At 66.9% G+C, this 18,685-nt stretch carries 20 protein-coding genes; 8 read left to right on the top strand and 12 right to left on the bottom strand.

The window, feature by feature from the left end; translation table 11 throughout:
• Together KA712_25355 and KA712_25350 are read left to right on the top strand one after the other, a co-directional pair.
• Positions 1-445, top strand: a 445-nt coding sequence (locus KA712_25355) for a hypothetical protein (protein MCG5056289.1), incomplete at its 5' end; no start/stop codon positions are given.
• Positions 420-569 carry a hypothetical protein gene (locus tag KA712_25350; protein MCG5056288.1) on the top strand — a complete coding sequence of 50 codons (150 nt, stop codon included), beginning with the start codon at positions 420-422 and terminating at the stop codon, positions 567-569. The genes KA712_25355 and KA712_25350, both read left to right, overlap by 26 nt.
• Positions 570-871: 302 nt before the next feature.
• Here KA712_25350 and KA712_25345 read toward each other — a convergent pair whose 3' ends face one another.
• The 7 genes from KA712_25345 to KA712_25315 form a co-directional block, all read right to left on the bottom strand.
• Positions 872-1,333, bottom strand: a complete 462-nt coding sequence (locus KA712_25345) for a hypothetical protein (protein MCG5056287.1) — start codon at positions 1,331-1,333, stop codon at positions 872-874.
• The gene (locus KA712_25340; protein MCG5056286.1) at positions 1,330-1,680 is read right to left on the bottom strand and encodes a DUF1552 domain-containing protein; all 351 of its coding nucleotides are present in this window, start codon (positions 1,678-1,680) and stop codon (positions 1,330-1,332) included. Before KA712_25340 ends, KA712_25345 begins: the two co-directional genes overlap by 4 nt.
• Complete coding sequence (locus KA712_25335) at positions 1,673-2,353, bottom strand: DUF1552 domain-containing protein (protein ID MCG5056285.1); 681 nt, start codon at positions 2,351-2,353, stop codon at positions 1,673-1,675. Before KA712_25335 ends, KA712_25340 begins: the two co-directional genes overlap by 8 nt.
• Positions 2,354-2,358: 5 nt before the next feature.
• Complete coding sequence (locus KA712_25330; protein ID MCG5056284.1) at positions 2,359-4,137, bottom strand: DUF1592 domain-containing protein; 1,779 nt, start codon at positions 4,135-4,137, stop codon at positions 2,359-2,361.
• 233 nt (positions 4,138-4,370) lie between these two features.
• A complete protein-coding gene (locus KA712_25325; protein ID MCG5056283.1) occupies positions 4,371-5,165 on the bottom strand; it encodes a hypothetical protein in 795 nt (264 codons plus the stop codon).
• A 13-nt stretch (positions 5,166-5,178) separates the two neighbouring features.
• Complete coding sequence (locus KA712_25320; protein ID MCG5056282.1) at positions 5,179-6,531, bottom strand: protein kinase; 1,353 nt, start codon at positions 6,529-6,531, stop codon at positions 5,179-5,181.
• 40 nt (positions 6,532-6,571) lie between these two features.
• On the bottom strand, positions 6,572-6,904 hold the full coding sequence (locus KA712_25315; protein MCG5056281.1) for a hypothetical protein: 333 nt from the start codon (positions 6,902-6,904) through the stop codon (positions 6,572-6,574).
• Positions 6,905-7,066: 162 nt separating this feature from the next.
• On the opposite strand from KA712_25315, the gene KA712_25310 reads away from it, so the two are divergent.
• On the top strand, positions 7,067-8,119 hold the full coding sequence (locus KA712_25310; protein ID MCG5056280.1) for a lytic polysaccharide monooxygenase: 1,053 nt from the start codon (positions 7,067-7,069) through the stop codon (positions 8,117-8,119).
• 3 nt (positions 8,120-8,122) lie between these two features.
• On the opposite strand, the gene KA712_25305 is transcribed toward KA712_25310, so the two are convergent.
• The 3 genes from KA712_25305 to KA712_25295 all read right to left on the bottom strand — a co-directional run bounded on the left by KA712_25305 (position 8,123) and on the right by KA712_25295 (position 10,852).
• On the bottom strand, positions 8,123-9,295 hold the full coding sequence (locus KA712_25305; GenBank protein MCG5056279.1) for an aminotransferase class I/II-fold pyridoxal phosphate-dependent enzyme: 1,173 nt from the start codon (positions 9,293-9,295) through the stop codon (positions 8,123-8,125).
• A 25-nt stretch (positions 9,296-9,320) separates the two neighbouring features.
• Positions 9,321-9,929 carry a urate hydroxylase PuuD gene (locus KA712_25300; GenBank protein MCG5056278.1) on the bottom strand — a complete coding sequence of 203 codons (609 nt, stop codon included), beginning with the start codon at positions 9,927-9,929 and terminating at the stop codon, positions 9,321-9,323.
• 98 nt (positions 9,930-10,027) lie between these two features.
• On the bottom strand, positions 10,028-10,852 hold the full coding sequence (locus KA712_25295; GenBank protein MCG5056277.1) for an SDR family oxidoreductase: 825 nt from the start codon (positions 10,850-10,852) through the stop codon (positions 10,028-10,030).
• A 29-nt stretch (positions 10,853-10,881) separates the two neighbouring features.
• Between KA712_25295 and KA712_25290 the strand changes: the two genes are divergently transcribed.
• From KA712_25290 to KA712_25275, 4 genes are all read left to right on the top strand, one after another.
• Positions 10,882-11,325: a DUF2203 domain-containing protein gene (locus tag KA712_25290; protein ID MCG5056276.1), complete on the top strand. Its 444-nt coding sequence runs from the start codon at positions 10,882-10,884 to the stop codon at positions 11,323-11,325.
• A gap of 71 nt (positions 11,326-11,396) precedes the next feature.
• A complete protein-coding gene (locus tag KA712_25285; protein ID MCG5056275.1) occupies positions 11,397-11,984 on the top strand; it encodes a GTP cyclohydrolase I in 588 nt (195 codons plus the stop codon).
• Entirely contained in the window at positions 11,981-12,706 is a 726-nt protein-coding gene (locus KA712_25280; protein MCG5056274.1) for an SDR family oxidoreductase, read from the top strand. Before KA712_25285 ends, KA712_25280 begins: the two co-directional genes overlap by 4 nt.
• A complete protein-coding gene (locus tag KA712_25275; protein ID MCG5056273.1) occupies positions 12,687-13,388 on the top strand; it encodes an LON peptidase substrate-binding domain-containing protein in 702 nt (233 codons plus the stop codon). The genes KA712_25280 and KA712_25275 overlap by 20 nt, the downstream gene beginning before the upstream one ends.
• A gap of 45 nt (positions 13,389-13,433) precedes the next feature.
• Here KA712_25275 and ileS read toward each other — a convergent pair whose 3' ends face one another.
• On the bottom strand, positions 13,434-16,607 hold the full coding sequence (gene ileS, locus KA712_25270; protein ID MCG5056272.1) for an isoleucine--tRNA ligase: 3,174 nt from the start codon (positions 16,605-16,607) through the stop codon (positions 13,434-13,436).
• A 78-nt stretch (positions 16,608-16,685) separates the two neighbouring features.
• On the opposite strand from ileS, the gene KA712_25265 reads away from it, so the two are divergent.
• The gene (locus tag KA712_25265) at positions 16,686-17,267 is read left to right on the top strand and encodes a hypothetical protein (protein MCG5056271.1); all 582 of its coding nucleotides are present in this window, start codon (positions 16,686-16,688) and stop codon (positions 17,265-17,267) included.
• Between the two features lie 2 nt (positions 17,268-17,269).
• On the opposite strand, the gene KA712_25260 is transcribed toward KA712_25265, so the two are convergent.
• On the bottom strand, positions 17,270-18,670 hold the full coding sequence (locus tag KA712_25260) for a tetratricopeptide repeat protein (protein ID MCG5056270.1): 1,401 nt from the start codon (positions 18,668-18,670) through the stop codon (positions 17,270-17,272).
• Between the last annotated feature and the right edge of the window lie 15 nt (positions 18,671-18,685).

The raw sequence follows: 18,685 nt of genomic DNA, 5'->3' as shown, positions 1-18,685 counted from the left end.
AATTTCCGGAGTTGAGGCGTGTGCGCTTCGAGAAGATGCTGATGGACCGACGCCGGGTTATGCCGTAGTCGCGAAGATCAAGAAGCTGGAAGCGGCCTTGTTCATGTACTGCGAAGGCCCCCACCAGCTGGCGAACTTCGAAGCCACGCCGAGCTTCCAGCTCACCATCAAGGAGCAGCTCGGCTTGAGGGTGCTCGAGTTCAAGCACCTCTTCAATTGGACGAAGAAAGAGGAATCACACCTGCACGAACTCCCGACCTATCCGGAGTTGCGGGTGCTCGAGCTCGACAATGGGGTGGCTCATCGGGATAACGCCAGGCCCTTCATCGCCAGGCACCCCAAGCTCATTAGCCTGCAGTTACACCGAACCTCTCTCACGGGGGCCGACCTCAAACAGTTGGCCCCAACCGCTGCAGAGCTTGGAGGGCATCGAGCTCAAGGGTGATCCCGAGAAAGACACCCGGCAGACCTTCGAGGCTTTGGGCATGATGAAGAAGCTGAAGGTCATCGTGGTCAACTTCGGGCGTCCCCGGTTGGGGGGGTGGCGCCAGTGCACTGACAAACCTTGAAGGGCTCCGCGTCCTCAAGGCGGCGGGCGGGGGGATTCCCAACGACACAAGGACCCAGCTCCAGACGCGCTTTCCCGGCATTCAGTTCGGTAACGACTCCGAGGGGCTCACGAGCAAGGACAACGACTACTTCCTCAAAACTCTGATGCCCTGGTGGTACGAGGGCGCGCGTGAGGAGTATCTGAAGGGTGAAAAGCAGGCGAACCCAGATACGAGCGAAGACATAGGCTGACGAACTCCGGAAAGACAAACGGCCACGCCCTGGAAGGGTGCGTGGCCGTTTGGTAACCCAAGACCGGGGTTCAGCCCAAGTCCAAGGCGCCGTTGCTGTTCGCGAACGAGCCCAAGTCGGCTCCGATCAGCTTGGAGAGTCCCAACCACACGTTCGCCTGGCGAACCGAATTGGCCTGCAGGAAGCGCCCCGTGCGTACCTGGCCACCGGCCGAGCCTGCCGCGATAAAGGGCATGTCGTTCGGCACGTGGTCACGTCCCATCCCCATGTCGCTGAACCACACGAGCAGGCTGTTATCGAGCAAGGTCTTGCCGTTGCCGTCGTCGATCGACTTCATCTTCAACACGAGGTCGCGGTAGAGCTTCGCCCGCCACAGGTGGATCTCCGTGTAGTCCTCTTGCCCTGTGGGAGCCTTGCTTTCGTTCGGCCATGCGTGGGCGAAGCCGTGCTGGCCGCGCGTTTTGTCTTTGATGGTCGAGAGGAACCCGTAGTGTTGCGAGTCGTCCGAGCCCCGCATGAACATCATGGTCACGAGCCGGGTCTTGTCGCACCGAGCGCCACCAGCATGAGGTCATGCATGACCGCGGCAATCTTGCCCATGTCGCTCACCGTGTCGGTGAACTTGTCCCCCGCCTTGAGCCCATAGCTGCCGAGCTGAGGCAAGGTGCAGCTGCCGCCGGGCGGAGGCGTGGTGGTGGTGGGCGGGGTCACGACGGGAGGGTTGTCCCCCGGGGCGGTGCCCGCTTCCAGAAGACTCTTGTCGACCAGAGTGTTCTCCACGTCGCGAATGGCCGTGGTGTGCTCTTCGAGCCGCTTCAAGTCGTCTCGGCTCAGGCGTGACTTGAAGGAAGCGATCTGCTCTTGGACGCCGTCAAGCACCGATTTCCGCCGCCACATCAGGTTTGCCAACAGTTTGTCCGCCGGCGTCGTGGGATCCATCGGGTTGCCGCGCCGGGCGTGCCGCCGTTGCCGCCCAGGTCAGGAGCGCCTCCGCCGGTCTCGGGGAGGTTGCCCCCGAAGAGCCGCGTGTAGAGCTTGAAGGGTTTCCCTCAGGCGACACCGCACTGTTGTTGCGGTAGCTGAAGCGGGATTTGTCATTGCCGCCCGCGTCCGGCGCCACACCCAGCTCGAGGCTCGCAAACTTGGTCTTACCGTTGAGCTTGTCCGCCATGGCCTGGTCGGCCGAGGTCCCCGCGCCGGCCGTGAGCACGTTGATCATGCGCGTGCCGTGAATCGAACCCGCCGTTTTGGTCTGGGTGAGGTCGATACCCTTCACGACCACCAGGTGCTGCTTGATTTCGTCGAGCGGCGCCGTGGTTTTGGCGAACTTGAAGTCGGTCGTGCTTCCGCTCGGCCAGAAGGGCTCGACGCTGGGCTTGTAGTCGCTCTTCTCCATGGTGCCGTCGGGCTGGAACCACAACATCAGGCGCACGGGAGAGGCAGCCGCTCGCAGCTCGCGGGGGCGCAGCGACACGAAGAAGGGCAGCGTCACCGTTGCCAGGCTGCTCTTGAGGACGAGACGTCGGGAGACTTCAGAACTGTGCTTGGACATGTCGTTCACTCCGCCTTTTGGGTGCGCATGAAAGAATCGCTGGTGACGAGGGACACCACCATCTCGTCGAAGTGCCCTTCGGCGTCGGCGAGCGTCTTGGACAGGTAACCCACTGTGCAGCTGTCGATGGTTTCGTCGTAGTCGCGCCCTATGGCGAACTCGAGAAGTTGGCGTGCCATGCACTCGCGCACGTGGGAGCTGGCGGCGAGCCGCTCGCCGAGCTGCCGAGGCCCATTCAACTTGCCGTCGGAGTCCTTCGGGTTTTCCTTGTCGAAGGAATAAATCTCCCCAGAGGTGTCGATGCTGGCGCCATTGGCGTACTTGTCGCGCCAGACGCCTGTGGCGTCGTAGTTTTCCAACGCAAAGCCGATGGGGTCCATCTGCAGGTGGCAGCTCTTGCAGGGCTCGACCTCCATGTGCAGCTCGTGCACGGTACGAACCGTGGCATCCGCGGCGATGGGTGGCAGCGGAGGCACCTCCACCCCGGGCGGCAGCTTCAGCGGGTCGCAGAGCAAGTGTGTGCGGACGAAGTGGCCGCGGAAGATGGGCGATGAGTCGTCTGCCGTCGACATGGCCGCCAGGATGCTGCCATGGGTCAGGAAGCCTGCGCTCCGATCGGAGGGAAGGTCGACCCGGTTGAAGGCACCATCGCCGCCCTCCGCCTTGCCCTTATAAAAGCCTTCGAGGCGGCTGTTTCGGAACGAATAGGCCCCGGAGAACAGGTCCCTGTAGTCGAGTTCGCCCTTGATGACGCGATCGATGAGGGCTTCTGACTCGCGCACCAAATCTGCCGCGATCGTGGCGTTGTAGTTGGGGAAAAACTCGACATTTTTCGAGACATCTTCTTTGACGATCTTCTTGTAAAGCATCCACTGCGCGAAGAAGTGGTGCATGCTGTCGAGGGCGCGCGGCGACGCGAGCAGGCGCCGGGCCTGAGCCTTCACCTGGTCGCGCGTCACGAGTTCGCCCTTTTCGGCAGCCCCGAACAGCTCGTCGTCGGGCATGCTGGCCCACAGGAAGTAGGAAAGGCGAGACGCCACGTCCCAGCTGCTGAGGGCCACTCCCTGCTCGGTGTCTCCCCCGCCCAGCGGGGCTTCGGGGCGGTAAAGGAACTGGGGCGTCTGCAGAATGAACTCGATGCCCGCACGGGTTGCATCCTCAGGCTCGAGGCGTTCGCGGGCTTTGTCGTAAACGGCGAGGATGGCGGTTTTCTCTCCGCCCTCGAGCGGCCTACGAAACGCGCGGAAAGCCAGCTTCTCGAGATAGGTCTTGGCGCAGGCGTCGTTGAGCGTTCCCGAGCACCCCGTCACGTCCTTCATCTTCTTGGCAACTTCGCCGGAGACCGCCTCGGCCGACAGCGTGAACGCTTCGGCCTCACTGCGCAAAACGGCCTGCGACAGCGCGTTATTGTCGAAGAAATTCCGCACGTTGTCGCCGACGAGACCGTTGGCCAACGCCGACGGCTTCACGGCCGGAAAGAGGTCGTCCACTGTGTGCCGGTATTCCAGGTTCGTCAGGCGGCGCAGGGGCGCGGGGCCGGGCTTGACGGAGCACGTCTTGCCGTCACCGGTGTCGATGACGATAGGGGGGGGCATGTCGGTCTCGACACTGCCGCCACCTTGGCCAGACCCACCATTGCTGCCGCCGTTGCCGCCCGAGCCTTGCTCGCCGTCGTCGTCGCGGTCGTCATCCGAATCGGGGACTGTCCCCGAACAAGCCGTAGCCACGAGGAGCAAGGAGCCCCAAAGGCGATGGTACGCGAGTGACCTCTTTCCAAACGACATCAAAGGACCTCCGGGCTGCGATGAGTCCAGCCATGCTGCCGCCCGACCGAAGGCGGGGGCCAACAACACACCTGGTTAAGTTCAGGTTACTGCCTTGGGTCTCCTCGGGTAGTTGACAGCGCTCAAGGCGATCTCGCGCACTCCGGGCCCGTGCGGCAAGCGGTGACGCCGATGCAGCAGCTGCATCTCCTAGTGTCCCATGGACCGCGCGGCGTGCCAGCTCTGGAAGGTCCCTAAAAGCGAATCCCGACGCCGCGGGTGTCCCAGGCGAGCTTATCGTTTGAGGCCGCTCCGAGCCAAAAGCGGTCGGCGACCACGGCCGCGGCTCCGAGGGCTAGAGAAGCCAGGGACAGCTTGTACCAAAGGTCGAACCGGTCAGCCCGATCCGCCAGAGTGAGGGCACGATCCCAGTCTTCAGAGTCGGCGGCCTCGTCGAAGGCGCGCAGGTTCCTCGTACCGAGAATCCATGCGGTGGAGGCGCTGACCAGACCCGCCGTGCCCAGGAGGGCGCCGGTCCAGCCTACGGGGCCCAGCCACGGCGGGGTGGCGGAGGGCGCGGGGGCCGGAGGAAGGAGGGGCGTCGGCGTGGGGGGCTCGGGTAGGGGAGCAGGGAGGGGCATGCGTGCCGGTGGCGTGTCGAGCGGGGGCGGGGGGGCGGCTGGAGGGCCCAGGCGGTCTGCGGCGGCGCGTGCCCGCGCGCGCGCCGCTTCGGACAGCGTGGGGCTCTCTGCCGCGTTTCGGTAGGCTTCGTAGGCTTCGCCGGGGCGGCCGAGTCGTTCCAGGCAGACCGCAACGTTGAACAACACGGCGTCGTGCGGCACCACGCCCAGGGCCTCGCGGAAAAGCTCGAGCGCGTCCTCGTAACGCCCCTCGCGAAAGCGCGCCTGCCCGGCGTCGAACAAGCGCGCCGCTCGAGCTTCCGTCGCCGGCTCCGCGGCGAAGAGCCGGGGTGAGGCCGTCAGGCTGAGGGCCAGCAAGCAGGTAAGCCCCTTGCACGGGCGCCGCCGGGCGCGGACCTGTTTCCACACGCGCGCAGGTCTATCACAAACCGGGTCGGGGTGGCCCCGGTGCAGGGGGCGTGTAGGGGTTGTCCACGAGAGGATCTTCCGTAGGCGTGGGGGCGCGCCGCCGGGGCGGGGGACGCGGCCGTGTCTTGGGGAGCGGGGCCATGGCGGCATCGGCGCCGTCGGCAAAGGTCTGCGCGGGAGGGACCTGTGCAGGAGAGGCCTGCGGTGAGGTGGGGGGGGGATCCTCCCTGCGCCTGGGGGTTTCCGCCGGGGGCGCCGGGGCCTGCGCGGTTTGGCCCCGGGAGGGCCACAGTCGCCAGGTCGCCGTCCCGGCCAGCGCCAGCAAGGCCACGAGGGCCAGGAAGGCGGCTGGGGTGAGCCGGCGTTGCGAGCCCTGCGGCCTGACCCCTTCGGCGGCCGTCCCGCTCGTCGGGCGTGTGCGTGTCGAAGGGAGTGCCTCCGGTGTGGCGGGCGCGGGGGCCACCTGGGCCATGAACTGGCGGACCAGCTGTGTGGGGGGGGCCGGTAGAGCCGGCCCGAGGGTTGCGAGCAGAGACGAGGCGTCCGGGCGCAGCCCCGGGTCGCGTTGCAGGCAGGCGTCGAGGGCCGCCGCCACCTCGACCGGGCCGGCAGCCAAAAACGAGCGCGAAGGCGGCACCGCCAAGGTTGTGATGCGCCACAGGGTGGTGGACTCGTCCTGGGCGCGGAACGGATTTTCACCCGTCAGGCACTCGTGGGCGACCACCCCCAGCGCCCACAGGTCGGCCTGCGCCGTCACCGGGACTGCCCGCGTGATCTGTTCGGGAGCCAGGTACGCCAGCTTTCCCCGCAGCTCACCCGTCTGTGTGAGGCGTTGCCGCTCCTTCCAGTCGGCGATCCCGAAGTCGAGCAGCTTCACGTGGCCCGTGCGCCCCAAAAAGACGTTTTGTGGGCTCACGTCCCGGTGGACCAAGCCGAGCCATTCTCCCTGGAGCGATCGGGCTCCGTGAGCCGCCTCGAGGGCGGCCGCGATCTGCCAGAGCGTGGCGAGCGCCACGGGCAGGGGCAGCGCGCCCTGGGCCTCGAGGACTTGCGACAACGGCAGCCCGTCGAGGGGCTCCATGGCGATGTAGGGCACGCCTGCGGCGACGGCGGCCTCGAAGACGGCCACCACGTTGGGGTGGGCGATGCCCGCGGTGACCTGCGCCTCGGCCAAGAACATGCGCACATAATCGGGGTCCTCACGCAGGTGCGGCAGGAGGACCTTACAAGCGACGAGGCGCTCGAGCGGGCCTTCCTCCCGGGCCAAAAAGACGCTGGCCATGCCGCCTTGCCCGAGGGTTCGCAACAGCCTGTAGCGACCCAGGCTGTCGCCGGGCCGAAGCATACGCAGGGCGTCGCCCGTCATGAGGAAACGACCCTCGATGAGGCCCCGGTGTCGCGCCGGTTCAGCTGACCGTATAGGTCAGGTGGTACTCGGCGCCGTCTTCGGTGAAGTCCGCGATCCGTGTTCCCGGCTCCAGGGACGGGCGATGGAAACCCAGGCGGTCGTCCGGGTTGTAAAGCGCACCTTGTCCATGGTCCTCGTCCCAGACGTAAAGCACGAGATCGTTCATCTCGTAGCTCAGACCCTCGAGGAGGACCTCGTCTCCGGCCTGCATCGCCCGCGGTCCGAAGACGCGGGTAACCTGGCCGTGATTCTTCACCTCGATATAGGTCTGATCGCGGCGGCGATCTTCCGTTTTCACGCACTGGAGTTTCTCGAGCTTGATGATGGCCATGGCCGGGTCCTCCGGGGGAAGCATATCGCCGGGGGCGCGCGGGGCAAAGCAGAGGATCGCGGAGGCTGCGCGGACCCGACCGACGGGGGGGGCGCCGAGGGCCCTGGCGCCTGTGGTATAAAGGCGAGTTAGCGTTGCCCCCGGCACGCAGGAGCCTGCGCCATGAAGTTCAAGACCCGCCTGCCCCGGCCCGTGATTCGGCTTTTGTTTTCGCCCCTCGCCGTCGCGTGGCTGGCTGGCCTTGGCGGGTTGGCGCCGTCCGCGGCTCGGGCGCACATCGAGCTCTTGGCACCCACGCCCCGCATACCCAACGAGGACGGCATCAAGATGTCCCCTTGCGGCGGCCAAGGTCGCAACGAAACGCGCGTGACCACGAAACGACCCGGCGAGACGATCACGGTCGAGTTCGACGAAACGATCTCGCACCCCGGCTACTTTCGCGTGCTCTTCGACGAAGACGGGGAGGATGGGCTCACCAAGCCCACACAAGAGGTCTTTCAGAAGTTCAAGGACTACTTCGTCAAAGGAACGCCTGTTTCCAGCTTGCCGAGCCCCATCACGACGACCACGAAAGAGGGCGACCGCTGGGTCTTGGCCGACTACTGGAAGCTTCACCCGAAAGGGGCTACGGGCAAGCAGGCTCTAAAGGTGACGCTGCCGAAGGTGACCTGTGCGAAATGCACTTTGCAGCTCATGCAGGGAATGTTCGAGTCCTCCCGCACCTACGGGAACGCCTACTATTACCACTGCGCAGACTTCGTGCTCGCGGGCACGCCCGTCGAGGGCGAGCCGCCGCCTCCCACCGGCGGGGCGGGGGGGAACACCGGCGGTGCGACGGGCACTGGAGGCATGACGGGCACTGGAGGCATGACGGGCACTGGAGGCATGACGGGCACTGGGGGCATGGCGGGCACCGGGGGCATGGCGGGCACCGGGGGCATGACCGGTGGCACGGGAGGTCGGTCCGGGGGCGCAGGCGGCGGTGGCTCGGGTTCGGGGGGCTCCGGTGGCATGGGCGGTGGCGGCCGAGGGGGCACGGGCTCCGAAGACGAGGCTCCGCCGGATGATGACGAAGGCGAACCGAACGACGAGGGTGAGTCTGCGCGTTCGAGCGGGGGATGCCGCTTTGCGGGCCGTGCGGAGCCGCTCGGCCTCTGGATGGGGCTAGGCGTTTTCGTGGTCCTCGCGGCGCGGCGGCGGCGGCGGCGGCGCTGACGGTCAGCCTGCGAGGCGTTTCAGGCGTGCGGCCGCGCGGGCGAGGGCCTCGTCGCTCTTGGCAAAACAGAAGCGCGCGAGGCGCGGGGCCGAGCGCGGGTCCGCGTAGAAGAACGACGGGGGGATCGCGGCCACACCCACCTTTTCGATGAGGTGGCGGCAGAACGAGACGTCATCGGCGAAGGGCTGCCTTGCGATGTCGGCCAGCAAAAAGTACGCGCCGGCGATGGGCAATGGGGGCAGGCCCGCCGCCTCCAACACCGCGCGCAGGGTCTCGCGGCGCGCGCCGTACGCGCGGCGAAGCTCGTGGTAGTAGCCGAGACCTTCGGCTTGCTCGAGCGCGGTGGCGGCTGCCTCCTGTAAGGGCGTGGGGTTGCAGAACGTGATGAATTGGTGGGTGGCGCGCACGGCCTGGGTGAGCCGAGGCGGCGCCAGGGCCCAGCCGATCTTCCAGCCCGTCACGCTGAAGGTCTTGCCGATGCTATCGACGGTGATCGTGCGTTCCCGCATGCCGGGGCGGGTGGCGATCGGCACGTGAGGGACTCCGTCGAAGGTGAGCTCGCTATAGACCTCGTCGGCCACCACGAGCGTGTCGTATCGGATCGCCAGCTTCGCGATGAGGTCGAGTTCCTCGGTGGAAAACACCTTGCCCGTGGGATTGTGGGGCGTATTGACGAACACGATCTTCGTGCAGGGCGAGAACGCCGCCTCGAGCTCTTGCGGGTCGAAGCGCCACGCAGGCGGGTGCAAGCGCACGAAACGGGGAACACCCCCCGCCATCTGTACATCCGGCACATAGGCGTCGTAGAACGGCTCGAAGACGATGGCCTCGTCGCCCGGGTCGAGCGTGCCCAGTACGGCGGCAAAGAGCGCTTCGGTGGCGCCCTGTGTGACCGTGATTTCAGTCTCGGAATCGTAGGTGACGCCGTGCCGCGTTTGCCAGTGCGAGGCGATGGCCTGGCGAAGGCGGGGCAGGCCCGGGGCGGGGGCGTACTGGTTGTGGTCGGCGCTGATGGCGGCCCGCGCAGCTTCCTTCACGAACGTAGGCGCCGGAAAGTCCGGAAAACCCTGCCCCAAGTTCACGGCGCCGTGCTCGACCGCCAGCCGCGAGATCTCCGTGAAGATCGACGTACCGAAGCCGGCCGTCCTGCGGGCAGGTGTGAACCGATCCGACATGACGGGTGCGCGCCTCGTGTTGCGGTCAGCCGAGCGGTTTCACTTTGCCGGCCTTCTTGACGAGACCGAACCAAAAGCCCACGCCCACCACGATCGCCACGGGGAGCGAAAAGAACGGCCACCCGGGGTAGTTGTTCGGGACGACCATGCAGAAAAGCAGGGGGCCAGAAAGGTAGAGGTTCAGCTTGCTGGAAGCAGCGGCAGTGGCGGCGAGCGTTTCGGCTCCTGGCAGGGGTTCGCCTTTGGCGAGAGCCAGCAACAACGTGCGCTGGCGCGGGTAGATGATGAACGCCAGGTTGAACCACATCAGGGTGCCGATGAAGCCGCCGGTGAGGATCCACAACCCGCGGTTCGTGATGCTGCCGTCTTCCACCAGCAGGTGCTGTCCCATGTACTTGTGCCCGAAGAGGAACCAGCCCGCGAGCACCGTGTAGAGCGACGTGCGCCGCGCCCAAAACAGCGCCCGAAGCAAGAGCCCCGGGTTGACCTTGGCCTTCGTGGCGTCGTCGAGCTCGGTCTGCAGGGGCGCGTTGACCAGGTAGAAGAACACCAGAACGCCCAGCCAGATGACACCGAACGCGATGTGAGCGAACCGAAGGAGTAGCGATGCGAGGGAGGAGGGGTCGTCGAACATGTCGGGCTCCGTCTCTTTCTTCCGTGGGGCGCTTGGCCCGTTGCCGGGACGGCAAGCTAGCACAGCACGCGTCCCCTGGGGCCGGAGCGCCAGCGAAGTCAGAGGGGATCGCGGGAGCCGGCCATGCGGCCGCCATCGACCGGCAGCACCGCTCCGGTCACGTACGCGGCGGTGGCCAAGTAGAGGACAGCGTCCGCAACGTCTTCTGGTCGGCCCTCCCGTGCGAGAGGAATGCGGGACACGACGCGGTCCTTGGTGGCTTCGTCGAAGTCCTCCGGAAACAACACCGTGCCGGGCGCGACGCCGCACACGCGCACATCGGGAGCCAGCTCGATCGCCAAGTTGCGGGTGAGCATCGCCAGGGCTGCCTTCGTAGGGCAGTAGTGGCTATAGCCCCGCCACGCGTGATACGCCGCCACGTCGAGGATGTTGACGATGGCCCCTTTGTGACGGCGTAAGGCGGGGGTGGCGGCCTGGCAGAGGAGGAAGGGCCCCCTGAAGTTCAGGTTCCACAGGCCCTCGAGGGACTCCGGGGTCACTTGTTCGAAGGGCGTTTGCTGAAACACAGCGGCGTTGTTCACCAAAAGATCGAGCCCCTGTGCCCAGCGTTCCACCCGGGCCACGAGGTGCCCGGGGCCGTCCAGCGAGCCGAGGTCCGCCGAGAAGCTCTCCGCGTCCATGCCGCGGGCGTGCATCTGGGCCACCAGGCGCTCGGCCGCAGGACGCGACTTGTGGTGGTGCACGGCCACCCTTGCGCCGGCGGCTCCGAGCGCAAGCGCGATCGCACGCCCCACGCGCACCGCGCCTCCCGTGACGAGGGCGGTCTTGCCGGCGAGGGGTTTTGGGGCTGCGCCTTCGGATTTGGGGGCGGGTTTGTTCTCCGACGCTGGGGCCGGCTTCCGTGAAGGGGGGCGCGATGGCATGGCGAGTTTGTCTGGTATAACCCTACCTCATGCCGCGCCGGCTGTTCACGGTTGCCGAGGTGAATCGGCTGATCCCCTCCTTGGAGCGCATCTTCGGGGAGGTGCTCCAGTTGCATGCATCCTTGCGCCGCGAGGAGGTCCACCTCGAGAGCCTGGGGGTTCGCCCGAGCAAAGAGATCCTGGCCGGGGAAGACGAGGCGGGATCTCCGGCGATCCGCCAGGCGAAGGCGATGTTTCGTGCGTACTACGAGATGCTGGTGGAATCGCTGGGCCAGGTGGCCGACCTTGGCGGTCAGGTGAAGGATCTCGAGACGGGGCTGGTGGATTTTCCCGGCCGGCGTGGCGGCGACGACATCTTTTTGTGCTGGAAGCTGGGCGAAAAGTCCGTGTCCCACTGGCATCCCCTGGACACGGGCTTTTCGGGGCGCCGCCCGCTCGATGGGCTCGTGCCCCGCGAGCCTCAGCTCGACTGAAGGTCAAGCTCGCCGCGACGAGGACACACACGGGCGTGCCAGGTGGTAAGGCGAAGCAACAGGAGGGCGGCATGACGGCGGCCAACGAGCACGAGATGAAAGTGGCCCTTGCCGCGTTTTTACGGGCGTGTGGCCTCGACCCCGAGGGCAACGGCGATTTGCTCGACACGCCGGGGCGCGTGGCGAAGCTCTGGCTGAAGGAGTTTCTGGCGGGATACACGATGGATCCGAAGGAGATCCTGGCCGCCCCCGTGCGGGGTGAGGCCGATCCCGACGTGGTGGTGGTAGGGGGGCTGCGCTTTCACGCCATGTGCCCCCACCATCTCGTGCCCTTCCGGGGCGTGGCTCATGTCGCGTACATCCCCGCGGGCCAGTTGGTCGGCTTCGGGCGCCTGGCCGACCTGGTGGAGTGTTTCACCAAGCGGCTGACGCTGCAGGAGCGGGCCACGCATCAGATTGCACACTCCCTCATGGAAGGTCTTTCGGCAAAGGGCGCAGGATGCGTGATCGAGGCGGAGCAGCTGTGCCTGGCCCTGCCTGGTGAGCGGCATGACCAGTCGGGCGTGGTGACGAGCGCCTTCGTGGGGGAGATGCGCGAGCGCCCGGACCTCAAAGCGCGCCTTCTGGCCGCCGCCAACCTCGGGGGGCGCGCGAAGTGACCCCTTCGACGCCCAACCCGCGGCTCGCGGGGGGCTTGGCCGTGGTGACGGGCGCGTCACGGGGCATCGGCCGGGCGATCGCGGCCACGCTGGCCGGGGCCGGGGCCCGGGTGGTGGGGTGCAGCGTGCGTGGCCCCGAGGGGGGCGGCTCGTTTCTCGACGACCTCGACCCCGACGTGCGCGCCCGGTGTCGCTTCGAGCGCTGCGACGTGGCCTCCCCGGGGGAGGTGGCCGCTTTCGCCGAGCGGGTGATGGAGCGGGACGGCGTCCCCGAGATCCTCGTCAACAATGCGGGTGTGGTGGTGCGCGGACCGCTCGAGGACCTCGACGACGCGCGGTGGAGCCACATGATGAACGTAAACGTCTCGGGTACGTTCTTCATGACCCGGGCGTTTTTACGGGGCATGAAGCTGCGCAATGCAGGTCGGATCGTGAACATCGCCTCGATCGCGGGGCGTCAAGGGACGCCGCAGTTGGTGGCCTACTGCACCGCCAAGCACGCCGTGGTGGGCTTCACCCGCGCGCTGGCCGAGGAGTTGAGGGGTACGGGCATCGCCGTGAATGCCGTATGCCCGGGCTCCGTGGATACGGAAATGTTGCAAGTCGGCATGCCCGGGGGTGTGCCGAACATGTCTCCTCAGGACATTGCGAACGTGGTGTTGTTCTTGGCAGGCGACGCCCCGGCGGCGCTGGTGGGGGCGTGTGTCGATGTTTTCGGATGAAGACGACGAGGGAACGGGGCCGATCGATCCTGCGGTGCTGGCGGCCCTGCCCATCTTTCCCCTACCCAACGTGGTGCTGTTTCCCGGCGCGCTCTTGCCGCTGCACATCTTCGAGCCGCGCTACCGGACGCTGACGAAGGACGTGCTCGATTCGCACCACATGCTGGCGATGGCCATGCGCCTCGAGGACGAGCTGCCCGGGCGAGGCACGCCCGCCGTGGCGCCGGTTGTGGGCGTGGGCGAGGTGGTGGCCGCCGAGCCCCTGTCCGACGGGCGCTTCAATTTATTGGTGGAAGGGCGGGCGCGGGCGCGCATCGTGAAGGAGCTGTCATCGACCAAGCCCTACAGGCTGGTTCAAGCCGTGCAGCTCTTCGAAGGTGACGACCGGGAAGCCACTTTACCCGGGTCGCGCCTTGCCGAGTCGGACGCGGCGCTGCGCGCGCTCATCGAGGAGGTGGCCCTGCGGCTCGAAGACGAAGACGCTCTGGCCTTGCGGCAAACCGTGGCGCAGCCCCTGCGGCTCGGCATGCTGGTGGATCGCCTGGCGTCCGTGCTCGTGACGAAGGCCCAGGTGCGGCAGACGCTGCTCGAGACGCTCGATCCGGGCGCCCGGGTAGACAGCCTTTCGCGCGAGATCGCCGGCCTGCTGACGCATCTGCGCCCCCGCTCCGCCCTGAACTGACGCGCCAGGATCCACATGCCCGGCGCGTGGTCGTGCCGCCGCGGCTCAGCGGGCCGGGGCCTTGCGCAGACCGAGGCCCAGCTTGGCCTCGTCGACGTCGAGCTGGCTCACGAAGTCCCCGGCAGGCGCTTCGTCGACGAGCGCGAGATCGACGGTGAGCGTATCGGCCATGATGCTGGTTTTGTGCGCCTCCACCGCACGTCGCAGATCCCCCGCGCAGGCCAACTCGAGTCCGATGCGATCGTCGAGGTTGAGGCCTGCCTCCTTGCGGGCCATGTTGACCCGCCGGATCACCTCGCGCGAGAGGCCCTCGAGGATCTGCTCTTCGCTGACGGTGGGATCGAGCTCGATGGAGATCAGCTGGTGGGCCAGCAGCGAATCCGAGGGAGTTCGCGGGGCGCGGCGGATCTCCACGTCCTCGAGCGTGAGGGGCTCGCCCGCAAACGTGAGGGTTTGGCCGTTTTCCAGGGCCAGCATTTCGTCCAGGCTCATCTTGGCGATGGCGGCCGAGACCTCCTTCATGCGCTTGCCGAGCCGCGGCCCGAGCTTCGGGAAATTGGCCTTCGTCGAGACCTGAATGTACGCGTCCTCGCGGGTCTCGTAGATCACCTCGCGCACGTTGAGTTCGTCGGTGATGTAGGCCTCGAGCCCCGCGAGCGCCTCGAGCACGCGGGGATCCCGGTGGATGATGCGCAGGCTGCGCAGCGGAATTTTGGCTTTGACGCCGATCTTCTCACGGATGTTGCGCCCCATCAGTAAGAGCTGTGCCATGCGCCCCACGGCGGCTTCGAGCTCGGGGTGCCTCAGGTCTTCTTGCGCCTGGGGGTAGTCCTCGAGGTGCACGCTGTCTTTGTGGTCGGGCAGCACGGCCGCCAGGTTGCGGTACGTGGTCTCGGCGAGAAAGGGCGTAAACGGCGCCATGAGCTTGGCGAGCGTCGTCAGGACGTGGTGCAACGTCTCGAACGCCAGGCGTTTGTCCTCGGGCATGCCGTCGCGCCAGAAGTGGCTCCGGTTCGAGCGAATGTACGTGTTCGTCAGCTCTTCGATGAACTGCAGCAGCGCGGGCACCACGTTGTACAGGCGGTACTCGTTCATCTCGGCGTTGGCCGTGTGGATGAGCGAGTGCAAGCGCGAGAGCACCCACGTGTCGAGTACGTTGGGGGTCTCGCGGTAGTCGCCGCGCGGCACGAAGCCGTCGATGTTGGCGTAGCTCACGAAGAATGAATATGCGTTCCACCAACGCAGCAGGATCCGCCGCACGATGTCGCGCACGCCCTTCTCCGAAAAGCGCAGCTCCTGGGCCTTCACCACGGGCGAATCGATGAGGTAGAGGCGCAGCGCGTCCGCCCCGTGCTGCTCGAGGACCTCCATGGGATCGGGATAATTGCGGAGGCTCTTGCTCATCTTTTTGCCGTCTTCGGCCAAGATGAGCCCGTTGACCACAACGTTCTTGAAGGGCGCGCGGCCGTAAAGCGCGGTGCCGATCACCATGAGCGTGTAAAACCATCCGCGGGTCTGGTCGAGCCCCTCGGCGATGAAGTCGGCCGGGAAGCTTTGCTTGAAGGCCTCTTCGTTCTCGAAGGGGTAGGCCCATTGCGCGTAGGGCATGCTGCCGCTCTCGAACCAGCAGTCGAGCACGCCTCCGGTCTGGGTGAGGGGCTCGCCGCCCTGCTTCGCGGGGAGCTGCAGCTTGGAGACCGTTTCGATGTGCAGGTCATCCACGGTCACCCCCGTGTGCTGCGCCAGCTCCTCGATGGAGCCGATGCAGACGGTCTCGCCCTGCGCGTTTTGCCAAATGGGCAGGGGCGTGCCCCAAAAGCGGTTGCGTGAGATGGCCCAGTCGCGGGCGTTCTCGAGCCACTTGCCGAAGCGGCCATCGCGCAGGTGTGAGGGCACCCATTGGGTCTCGGAGTTGGCCGCGAGCAGCTGGTTCTTGATGGCGTCCACCTTCACGAACCACGTCGAGACCGCCTTGTAGATGAGCGGTGTGTCCGAGCGCCAGCAGAAGGGGTAGCTGTGGGTGATGGTGTCGTGGCGGAAGAGCTTCCCCTCGGCCTTGAGCCGCGCGATGATGTCCTTGTCGGCTTCCTTGACGCGAATGCCCTGCCAATCGGGCACCTCGGCCGTGAACATGCCGTCATCGTCCACGGGGTTGACCAGGGCGATGCCTGCTGCCTTGCAAGCGTCGTAGTCCTCTTCGCCAAACGCGGGGGCGATGTGCACGATCCCCGTGCCGCTGTCCGTGGTGACGTGCCCGCTGCCGATCACCCGAAAGGCCCCCTCGTGGGCGCGGTCGGCGAAGTATGGAAAGAGGGGCTCGTAGGTGTGGCCGAGCAAGGTCTCGCCCTTGACGGTTTCGAGCACCTCGGGCGCGTCGCCAAAGACGCTGTTCGCAAGCGCTGCGGCCACCACGAAGGTTTTGCCCTCGTGCCGCACGAACGCGTAGTCGATGTCGGTGCCCACGGCCAAGGCCAGGTTGCTGGGCAAGGTCCAGGGCGTGGTCGTCCAGGCCAAAAAGAACGTGTCAGGCAGCTTCAGGGAACGAAAGGCCACGGTGAGCGCGGGATCCTGAACGTCCTTGTAGTTGAGATTGGCCTCGAAATTGGAAAGCGGTGTGCTGACTCCCACCGAATACGGCACCACCTTGTGGCCTTCGTAGATGAGACCCTTGTCCCACAGCTGCTTGAAGACCCACCACACGGACTGCATGAAGCTTTTGTCCATGGTGAAGTAGGGGCGCTCCATGTCGACCCAGCGGCCCACGCGCCGAATCGTGCGCTTCCACTCACTGGTGTAGCGCTGCACGATGCTGCGGCACTCGGCGTTGTACGTGTCGATGCCCATCGCGAGCACCTGTTTGCTGCTCTCGACGTTCAGCTTTTTGTTGATCTCGTACTCGACCGGCAGGCCGTGGCAATCCCAGCCGAAGCGGCGCGGGATGTGATAGCCGCGCATCGTCCAGTAGCGGGGCACGATGTCCTTCAAGATGCTGGCCAGCAGGTGCCCGTAGTGGGGCAAACCCGTGGCGAAAGGGGGGCCGTCGTAGAACGAGTAGCGGGGGCGAAGGGCGGTGCCCTCGACCGAGCGCTCGAAGATTTTCGCATCGTCCCAGAACGCCAGGACCTCCTCTTCGAGGCTTGGCAGGCGCACGTCGGCGGCGGTCGGCTGGTAGGGGGCTTTCTTGCGGGGGGGCGAGCTCGGCGTGGACGTCGTGGACATGGGGCGCGCAGTATACAAACCCGGACTTACGCGGCCGGCAAAGACGCGCCTTTCGGTTTGGCTTACACTTTCGAGAACGTGTTGTCCTGGATGTGGCGTCGCGGTGCCTGGCCCCTGGGAGCGGTGAGCTTGGCGTTGTTCATGGCAGGCATGTCTTGTCGCGGGGACGAGGCCTTGGGCCCGCCGGGGCTTGGTGGTGGGTCTGACGGCGGTGGACCCGGCGGCACCCGGGAGGTCCTGGAGATCGACGGCGCGGTCGGCACGCCGCGGCTCGATGCGGCGCCACGCCGGGATGCGGCCGCGCCCGCCGACGCCAGCGCCGATGACGACGAAGACGCACCGCAGGAGCCGCCCGATGCCTCCTCCGCCCCGGACGCTCCGGCAGCACGCGCCTGCGACCTGTTGCTGCAGGACTGCCCGGTGGCGCAGGGCTGCTATCCCACGGGCCTCGGCGGCGCGGGCTGTCGGCAAAGCGACCTCGGCCAAAACGAAAACGGTCCCTGTTTCCAGCACAGCGACTGCCTGCCGGGGCTCGTCTGTCGGGGCGTGTTGAACGACGTGCTGGTCTGCGTGGCGCTTTGCGACCGGACGCTGTCCTGCGGACGTAACTCGTGTGCGCCGCTCGACGGCTACGCCGACGTGGGCTTCTGCCCGCCCTGAGCTCAGGGTCCGGCCGGGTCGGGTCCCGCGGCCGTGGCCAGGGCAAACACGTCGAACGAGCGCAGCAGGGCCAAGACGGCGGCCTCGGTGCCTGCATCTTGGCGATTCGCGAGAAAGGTGGCGCTGAGCACGAAGGGCCGTACGTAGGCGAAGGCCTGCCAGAGGTAGCGGTGTTGGCCCTCGGCGGGCGCCTGGGGATCTACGGTGCCGTCGGTGGCGCTGAACCAGTAAGCGAGACCCTTTTCCCGTTCCACCGGCCGCAAGGGACTGACCTCGGCGCGGGGGCCTGCCGCGCCCTGCCGCCCGGCCTCCGCCGCGTGCCGCAGATCGAAGCGCTCGCTGCGCAAGGGGAACACCGTGAGCTCGGCGAGCAGCACGGCCTCGCCCTCGGGCGCGGCCAGGCGCAGATGAATCGCCTTATCGGTTGCCTTCATCGCATGCGCCCATGTGGTGGGCACGGCGAGGCGCAGGGCCACGGTGGGCAAGAGCGGAAAAAAGCGATCGGTCTCCGGGTCGATCTCGAGGGCCAGGGAGTGCCCGCGCACGGGGGGCCGTGCCCAGAAGCGCTCTGGGAGAAGCTCCCCTGCGACCATCAAGCCCGGGCGAGCCACGGGCTCACCCCCGAGGATCGCGGCGGCGATCGCTTGCACCCCGGCCAAGGCCGGATCCGCAGGGGTCTGACTCTGTGTCTGGGTGTCGAGCAGCGTCAGGGCCTTTTCGGCGGCGGCCCGCGCTTCATCGCGCCGACCCGCAACGGACAGCACCTGGGCGCGGTCGAAAGGGACCAGCGGGTCCGAAGGCGCGAGCCGCCCGGCTTCCTCGATGAGCTCGAGGGCCTGATCGTCATGGCCCAGGCTGAAATCCCGGTAAGCCAGGGTGAGGAAGTTGCGCGCGGCCTTGCCGGCGTCGGTCGCGTTGCGGGCTGCCATGGTGTACGCCTGGTAGGCCCCCACCGCGGCACCCTTGGCCATGAACACGTCGCCGTCGGTGAGTACCCGTCCCAGGGTCGACCAGGTCTCGAAGCGGGCCTCGAGCTCCACGGCCCGCCAGGCGGCGCGGGCCGCTTCCTGCAGGCGCCGGGCCTCGTGAAGCGCGGTGGCCAGCCGGAGCCACGCGCCTGTTTCGTCGGGTGTGGCGCGTGTGGCCTCCTGGGCCTCGTTCACCTCACGGAGGCAGGGCTCCAAGCTGGGCACGCCCTCCTCGCGCAGGGGGGATGCCGCTGCGGACTTCGCAGGCGTGGACACAGGGGTCGGGGCCGGCGGGCCTGAAGGTACAGGCTGGGGACCGGCCGAGGCGCAGGCCAAGAGTCCCAGGCCCAGAACCCCACCCAGGGCGAGGCGGACGCAGCGGCCAACCGAGCCGCCCTCCGTCACGCGCGCCGCGGCCCGCGCTCGGTTCGTCATGCGGGGGAGGCTATC

The organism is Myxococcales bacterium, from assembly GCA_022184915.1.
GTDB lineage: Bacteria > Myxococcota_A > Polyangia > Fen-1088 > Fen-1088 > JAGTJU01.
Note: the sequence above shows the minus strand (reverse complement) of the source record. Positions and strands in the feature narration are given on the sequence as shown.

Coding starts and splice junctions, on each gene's coding strand:
- KA712_25335 (MCG5056285.1), bottom strand. CDS start 2,353: ATGTCCAAGCACAGTTCTGAAGTCTCCCGACGTCTCGTCCTCAAGAGC.
- KA712_25330 (MCG5056284.1), bottom strand. CDS start 4,137: ATGTCGTTTGGAAAGAGGTCACTCGCGTACCATCGCCTTTGGGGCTCC.
- KA712_25320 (MCG5056282.1), bottom strand. CDS start 6,531: ATGACGGGCGACGCCCTGCGTATGCTTCGGCCCGGCGACAGCCTGGGT.
- KA712_25315 (MCG5056281.1), bottom strand. CDS start 6,904: ATGGCCATCATCAAGCTCGAGAAACTCCAGTGCGTGAAAACGGAAGAT.
- KA712_25310 (MCG5056280.1), top strand. CDS start 7,067: ATGAAGTTCAAGACCCGCCTGCCCCGGCCCGTGATTCGGCTTTTGTTT.
- KA712_25305 (MCG5056279.1), bottom strand. CDS start 9,295: ATGTCGGATCGGTTCACACCTGCCCGCAGGACGGCCGGCTTCGGTACG.
- KA712_25300 (MCG5056278.1), bottom strand. CDS start 9,929: ATGTTCGACGACCCCTCCTCCCTCGCATCGCTACTCCTTCGGTTCGCT.
- KA712_25295 (MCG5056277.1), bottom strand. CDS start 10,852: ATGCCATCGCGCCCCCCTTCACGGAAGCCGGCCCCAGCGTCGGAGAAC.
- KA712_25290 (MCG5056276.1), top strand. CDS start 10,882: ATGCCGCGCCGGCTGTTCACGGTTGCCGAGGTGAATCGGCTGATCCCC.
- KA712_25285 (MCG5056275.1), top strand. CDS start 11,397: ATGACGGCGGCCAACGAGCACGAGATGAAAGTGGCCCTTGCCGCGTTT.
- ileS (MCG5056272.1), bottom strand. CDS start 16,607: ATGTCCACGACGTCCACGCCGAGCTCGCCCCCCCGCAAGAAAGCCCCC.
- KA712_25260 (MCG5056270.1), bottom strand. CDS start 18,670: ATGACGAACCGAGCGCGGGCCGCGGCGCGCGTGACGGAGGGCGGCTCG.